The sequence below is a fragment of the Pseudomonas agronomica genome, assembly GCF_025917275.1.
Lineage (GTDB): Bacteria > Pseudomonadota > Gammaproteobacteria > Pseudomonadales > Pseudomonadaceae > Aquipseudomonas > Aquipseudomonas agronomica.
Window position 1 is genome coordinate 1 of the sequence record NZ_JAOSHO010000279.1, and the last position, 6,671, is coordinate 6,671.

A 6,671-nucleotide genomic window follows, 5' to 3' on the forward strand; every position below is an offset into this window, starting at 1 on the left:
TGTGGGAGCGAGCTTGCTCGCGATTGGAGCAGCTCGGTCCCGAGCCTGTTAAGTCCGGTACTCAGCGTTGATCTTGACGTACTCGTGGGACAGGTCAGTGGTCCAGATGGTTTCGCTGCAATCCCCCCGTCCCAGCTCGATGCGGATGGTGATTTCTTCCTGCTGCATCACAGCCGCGCCCTGGGCTTCGGTGTAGGTCGCGGCGCGGGCGCCCTGGCTGGCGATGCAGACTTCGCCGAGGAACACGTCGATCTTGCTCACGTCCAGGTCCGGCACGCCGGCACGGCCGACAGCGGCGAGGATCCGGCCCCAGTTCGGGTCGGAGGCGAACAACGCGGTCTTGATCAGCGGCGAGTGCGCCACGGTGTAGCCGACGTCCAGGCACTCCTGGTGATTGCCACCGCCGTTGACCTGTACGGTCACGAACTTGGTCGCGCCTTCACCGTCGCGGACGATGGCCTGGGCCACTTCCATGCACACTTCGAACACCGCCTGCTTCAGGGCCGCGAACAGCGGGCCGCTGGCTTCGGTGATTTCCGGCAGGTTGGCCTTGCCGGTGGCAATCAGCATGCAGCAGTCGTTGGTGGAGGTGTCGCCGTCGATGGTGATGCGGTTGAACGACTTGTTGGCGCCGTCGAGCATCAGGTCCTGCAGCACCTGGCGCGAAACCTTGGCGTCGGTAGCGATGTAGCCCAGCATGGTCGCCATGTTCGGACGGATCATGCCCGCGCCCTTGCTGATGCCCGTGACGGTGATGGTCACGCCGTCATGCTGGAACTGGCGGCTCGCGCCCTTGGGCAGGGTGTCGGTGGTCATGATGCCGGTGGCGGCGGCGGCCCAGTTGTTTTCCGACAGGTCATCGAGGGCGGCTTGCAACGCGCCTTCGATCTTCTCGACCGGCAGCGGCTCGCCGATCACGCCGGTGGAGTAAGGCAGCACCTGGTTGGCATCGACGCCCGTCAGTTCGGCCAGCTTGGCGCAGGTACGCTCGGCGGCGGCCAGGCCTGGCGCGCCGGTGCCGGCGTTGGCGTTACCGGTGTTGGTCAGCAGGTAACGCACCGGCCCCTGCACGCGTTGCTTGGCCAGGATGACCGGCGCGGCGCAGAACGCGTTGAGCGTAAACACGCCCGCCACCGTCGAGCCTTCGGCGCAACGCATGACCACGACATCCTTGCGCCCGGGGCGCTTGATGCCCGCCGAGGCAATACCGAGTTCAAAACCGGCAACCGGGTGCAACGTTGGCAACGGACCAAGACCAACAGCCATGAATGCGCTCCTTAATAGATAAATCGACGCCGTCTTCGTCGGGACGGCGAATCAAATGGCAAAACGCCGCGACAAGAGACTCTTGTCGCGGCGCGGGTCGTTCAGCGTTGAAACGGGTTTATTGGATCTGCCCGTGGCAATGCTTGTATTTCTTGCCCGAACCGCAGTAGCACAGTTCGTTACGTCCCAGCTTCTGCTCGTTGCGCACCGGGGCGGTAGCCAGGGCGACATCCACGTCGACGCCCTCTTCCATCGCCTGGGCGACTTCCAGCCCTGGCGCTTCGGCGTGTTCGAACTGCATGCGCGCAGCCAGGGCCTCGGCTTCCTGACGCAGGCGAGCTTCTTCCTCGGCCGGGTCCTCGCGGCGAACCTGGACGTGGGACAGCACGCGGATCGAGTCGCGCTTGATCGAATCCAGCAGCTCGGAGAACAGCGTGAAGGACTCGCGCTTGTACTCTTGCTTCGGGTTCTTCTGGGCGTAGCCGCGCAGGTGGATGCCGTGGCGCAGGTGATCCATGGTCGACAGGTGGTCTTTCCACAGGTCGTCCAGCACGCGCAATACGATCTGCTTCTCGAAGGAGCGCAGCGCCTCGGCACCGGCCTGGTCTTCTTTCTCGTTGTACGCGGCGATCAGCTCGGCCAGCAGTTTTTCCCGCAGGGTTTCTTCGTACAGGTGGTCGTCTTCGTCGAGCCACTGCTGGATCGGCAAGGACACGCCAAAATCGCTGCGCAGGGACGCTTCCAGGCCCGTGATATCCCACTGTTCCGGCAACGATTGCGGCGGAATGTGGGCGCTGACGGTGGCGTCGAGCACTTCGCGGCGGAAATCGGCGATGGTTTCGCCAATGTCGTCGGCGGCCAACAGGCTGTTGCGCATGTGATAGATCACTTTACGCTGCTCGTTGTTGACGTCGTCGAACTCCAGCAACTGCTTGCGGATATCGAAGTTGCGGCCTTCGACCTTGCGCTGGGCCTTTTCGATGGCGTTGGTCACCATGCGGTGCTCGATCGCCTCGCCCGGCTGCATGCCCAGGGCCTTCATGAAGTTCTTCACCCGGTCAGAAGCGAAGATGCGCATCAGGCTGTCTTCCAGCGACAGGTAGAAGCGGCTGGAGCCGGCGTCACCCTGGCGACCGGCACGGCCACGCAGCTGGTTGTCGATACGGCGCGATTCGTGACGCTCGGAAGCGATCACCTGCAAGCCGCCGGATTCAAGCACTTGCTGGTGACGTTTCTGCCAGTCGGCCTTGATCTGCGCAATCTGCTCGGGGGTCGGGTTCTCCAGGGAAGCGACTTCCACTTCCCAGTTGCCGCCCAGCAGGATGTCGGTACCACGACCGGCCATGTTGGTGGCGATGGTCAGCGCACCCGGGCGACCGGCCTGGGCGATGATCTCGGCTTCCTTCTCGTGGAACTTGGCGTTCAGGACCTTGTGCTCGATGCCTTCCTTGGAAAGCAGGTTGGACATGTGCTCGGAGGTCTCGATGGTGGCGGTACCCACCAGGATCGGACGGCCCTGGGCCATGCCTTCCTTGATGTCGTTGATGATCGCCGCGTATTTCTCCTCGGCGGTCAGGAACACCAGGTCGTTGTAGTCTTTGCGCGCCAGCGGCTTGTTCGGCGGAATCACCACCACTTGCAAGCCATAGATCTGGTGGAATTCGAACGCTTCGGTGTCAGCGGTACCGGTCATGCCGGACAGCTTGTTGTACAGGCGGAAGTAGTTCTGGAAGGTGGTCGAGGCCAGGGTCTGGCTCTCGGCCTGGATGTTCAGGCCTTCCTTGGCTTCGATGGCCTGATGCAGGCCTTCGGACAGGCGACGGCCCGGCATGGTACGGCCGGTGTGCTCGTCCACCAGTACGACCTGGCCGTCCTGCACGATGTATTCGACGTTGCGATGGAACAGCTTGTGGGCTCGCAGGCCGGCATAGACGTGGGTCAGCAAGCCCAGGTTATGGGCCGAGTACAGGCTTTCGCCTTCAGCCAGGAGGCCGACGCGGGTCAGCATTTCCTCGATGAACTGGTGGCCGGATTCGTTGAGCTCGACCTGGCGGGTCTTCTCGTCGACGGTGTAGTGACCGGCCTGGGTCACTTCGCCTTCGACTTCCTCGACGTGCAGCTTGAGCTGCGGGATCAACTTGTTGATCTCGATGTACAGCTTGGAGCTGTCCTCGGCCTGACCGGAAATGATCAGCGGGGTACGGGCTTCGTCGATGAGGATGGAGTCGACTTCGTCGATCACGGCAAAGTTGAGTTCACGCTGGAATTTTTCTTCCATGCTGAACGCCATGTTGTCGCGCAGGTAGTCGAAACCGAATTCGTTGTTGGTGCCGTAGGTGATATCCGAGGCGTAGGCGGAGCGCTTCTCTTCCGGCGGCTGGAACGGCGTGACCACGCCGACCGTCAGGCCGAGGAATTCGTAGAGCGGGCGCATCCAGTTGGCGTCGCGGCGGGCCAGGTAGTCGTTGACCGTCACCACGTGCACGCCCTTGCCGGACAATGCGTTGAGATACACCGCCAGGGTGGCCACGAGGGTCTTGCCCTCACCGGTACGCATTTCGGCGATCTTGCCTTCGTGCAGGGTCATGCCGCCGATCAACTGGACGTCGAAGTGGCGCATGCCCATCACCCGCTTGCCGGCTTCGCGGCAGACCGCAAAGGCTTCGGGCAGGATCTGGTCAAGGGTTTCACCCTTGGCGATGCGGTCCTTGAATTCGGCAGTCTTGGCGCGTAACTGATCGTCCGAAAGGGCCACCATTTGCTCTTCGAAGGCATTGACGATCTGTACCGTCTTGAGCATGCGCTTGACTTCACGCTCGTTCTTGCTTCCAAAAAGTTTCTTTAACAAAGGCGCAAACATATCGGCAGGATCTTCCACACTAAAGGGATGGAGGGCGGCCCCGTGAGTCGCCCGTGCAGCCCTCATGGCCGCATGCGAACGAGCATTCTACCCGGAAACGATGGTGAGGAAAGTGGCGTTATTCCACGATGCTGGCACAGCGCTGTGACGGGGCCTCCCTAAAATAAGGGCTTTTGCGCGAACTTCAAGCCACAAGGTGCAGAAGTTACCTATTGATTGTGTGGATAAAAGGTCGCAGGACGAGCGGATCGAGGCGCATCCGGCGCTTTCTGCTACCATGGCGCTCCTGTCATTTGCGGTATCAGTTCATGGCCTTCCGCCCTCTTCCAGCCAAGGCACCCGCCGTTCTGCTGCGCGAAGCCAAGCCGCTGAAAGCCATCTTCGGCCACGCCAGGCGCCTGGGTCATCTGCAACGCCTGCTCGACAGCCAGTTGCAACCCGCCGCGCGCGAGTATTGTCGTGTCGCGTCCTGGCGCGAAGGCAGCTTGTTGCTGATTGTCACCGACGGCCATTGGGCCACGCGCCTGCGCTACCAGCAAAAACGCTTGCTGCGTCAGTTGCAGGCATTCGAAGAGTTCGCCAACCTGACGCGCATCCTGTTCAAGGTCCAGCCGCCGACCGTACAGGGCGGCGCCAAGGGACATACCCTCGACTTGTCGACCGACGCGGCCGCGACCATCCAGGCCACCGCCGAAGGCATCAGCGACCCCAACCTGCGGGCGGCGCTGGAGCGATTGGCGGCGCATGCGCGGCCCAAGGATTGAGATTTCCGTCGCCTGTTAAATAGCTTTCGCGAGCAGGCTCGCTCCCACATGGGATCCCCAGCGGACATGGATTTTGTATCCGCCGCAGCTCCACTGTGGGCTTGCTCGCGAAGGGGGCGACTCGGTTCTTGACCTAACGCCGCTTACTCCCCCCCAGCAACGATCCCATCAACCCACGCACCAACTGCCGCCCCAATTGATTGGCCGCCTGGCGCATCGCTGATTTCAAGGCCTGGCCCGCCGCGGTGCCGAGGAATTCCCCAGCCTGTTCGGTAAAGCTCGGCTCGTCCGCTGCCGGCTTGCCCGGCGCCGCCTCCGCCTGGGGCTCCAGCCCCTTGCGCCCCATCAACACTTCATAGGCCGACTCGCGATCGATAGGCTTGTCATAGCGCCCCTGCAACGGGGAGCTGGCAATCAACCCGGCCCGCTCAGCCTCGCTCAGCGGCCCGATGCGCGACTGCGGTGGTGCTACCAGTACGCGCTGGACCATTTCCGGCGTGCCTTTTTCCTGCAAGGTGCCGACCAGGGCTTCACCGATGCCCAGTTCAGTCAGCACCGCCAGGGCATCGAATTGCGGGTTCGGCCGGAAACCTTCCGCCACCGCCCGCAGGGATTTTTGCTCCTTGGCCGTGAAAGCGCGCAAACCGTGCTGGATGCGCAAGCCCAATTGCGCCAGTACATCATCTGGCAGGTCACCCGGCGACTGGGTGACGAAATACACCCCGACACCCTTGGAGCGGATCAACCGCACCACTTGCTCCAGCCGATCCTGGAGGGCCTTGGGCGTTCCGGCAAACAGCAAGTGGGCTTCGTCGAAGAACAATGCGAGCAAGGGTTTGTCCGCATCGCCGCGCTCGGGCAGTTGCTCGAACAGCTCGGCCAGCAGCCAGAGCAGGAACGTCGCGTAGACCTTCGGGGCCTCATGGACCAGGCGGCTGGCGTCCAGCAAATGGATACGACCACGCCCATCGCTGGCCGGCTGCAGAATGTCTTCGAGCTGCAACGCCGGTTCACCGAACAAGGCGTCGGCGCCCTGCTGCTCCAGCGTCGACAAGCGACGCATGAGCGCCTGGCTGGAGCCGGTGGTCATCAAGGCCGCGTCGTCGCCGAGCAATTCGGGATGGTCCTTGAGGTGATTGAGCAGCGCCTTCAGGTCCTTGAGGTCCAGCAGCAACAGGCCCTCGCGATCAGCAACCTTGAACGCCGCGTACAACGCCGACTGCTGGCTGTCGGTGAGTTCCAGCAGGCTGCCGAGCAACAACGGGCCCATTTCGCTCAAGGTCGTGCGCAATGGATGACCGGATTTGCCGTGGATATCCCACAAGGTCACCGGATAAGCCTGGGGCTTGTGGCCGAGCCAGGGCATGCCCGCGATGCGCTCGGCGATCTTGCCCTGGGGAGCACCGGCAGCGCCGAGGCCGCACAGGTCGCCCTTGATGTCCGCCGCGAACACCGCCACGCCGGCATCGCTGAACATTTCGGCCAGGCGTTGCAGGGTCACGGTCTTGCCGGTGCCGGTGGCGCCCGCCACCAAACCATGACGGTTCGCCAGGCGCATGGCTTGGGCGACAGGTTGGCCGGCCAGGTCGGCCCCGATAATGAGTTGCGATGAATCAGGCATTTGGTCACCTGTGGGTTTGCGATAGGACGCCATTTTGCGCGCTTATATCAAAGCATGCCCAGCGCATTAAGGGCCGGGCGCTGGAAATAAAAACCGCTTTGACCGCACTCATGTGGTCAGAGATTGCTCCCGCTGGAGTCTGTTATGCCTGTTACGCCTG

General features: G+C 62.6%; 4 protein-coding genes. 1 reads left to right on the forward strand and 3 read right to left on the reverse strand.

Annotated features, from left to right (window positions below):
• Positions 1 to 48: 48 nt before the first annotated feature.
• Both argJ and secA read right to left on the reverse strand, forming a co-directional pair.
• Entirely contained in the window at positions 49 to 1,266 is a 1,218-nt protein-coding gene (argJ, locus tag OC610_RS18220) for a bifunctional glutamate N-acetyltransferase/amino-acid acetyltransferase ArgJ (protein ID WP_030140817.1), read from the reverse strand.
• A gap of 118 nt (positions 1,267 to 1,384) precedes the next feature.
• A complete protein-coding gene (gene secA, locus OC610_RS18225) occupies positions 1,385 to 4,126 on the reverse strand; it encodes a preprotein translocase subunit SecA (protein ID WP_264429591.1) in 2,742 nt (913 codons plus the stop codon).
• Between the two features lie 308 nt (positions 4,127 to 4,434).
• Between secA and OC610_RS18230 the strand changes: the two genes are divergently transcribed.
• Positions 4,435 to 4,890: a DUF721 domain-containing protein gene (locus tag OC610_RS18230; protein ID WP_264429593.1), complete on the forward strand. Its 456-nt coding sequence runs from the start codon at positions 4,435 to 4,437 to the stop codon at positions 4,888 to 4,890.
• Between the two features lie 133 nt (positions 4,891 to 5,023).
• Here OC610_RS18230 and OC610_RS18235 read toward each other — a convergent pair whose 3' ends face one another.
• The gene (locus OC610_RS18235; protein WP_264429595.1) at positions 5,024 to 6,511 is read right to left on the reverse strand and encodes a DUF853 domain-containing protein; all 1,488 of its coding nucleotides are present in this window, start codon (positions 6,509 to 6,511) and stop codon (positions 5,024 to 5,026) included.
• Between the last annotated feature and the right edge of the window lie 160 nt (positions 6,512 to 6,671).

Excerpts from the sequence above, each read along its gene's own strand:
- argJ (WP_030140817.1), bottom strand. The coding sequence starts at position 1,266 with ATGGCTGTTGGTCTTGGTCCGTTGCCAACGTTGCACCCGGTTGCCGGT.
- secA (WP_264429591.1), bottom strand. The coding sequence starts at position 4,126 with ATGTTTGCGCCTTTGTTAAAGAAACTTTTTGGAAGCAAGAACGAGCGT.
- OC610_RS18230 (WP_264429593.1), top strand. The coding sequence starts at position 4,435 with ATGGCCTTCCGCCCTCTTCCAGCCAAGGCACCCGCCGTTCTGCTGCGC.
- OC610_RS18235 (WP_264429595.1), bottom strand. The coding sequence starts at position 6,511 with ATGCCTGATTCATCGCAACTCATTATCGGGGCCGACCTGGCCGGCCAA.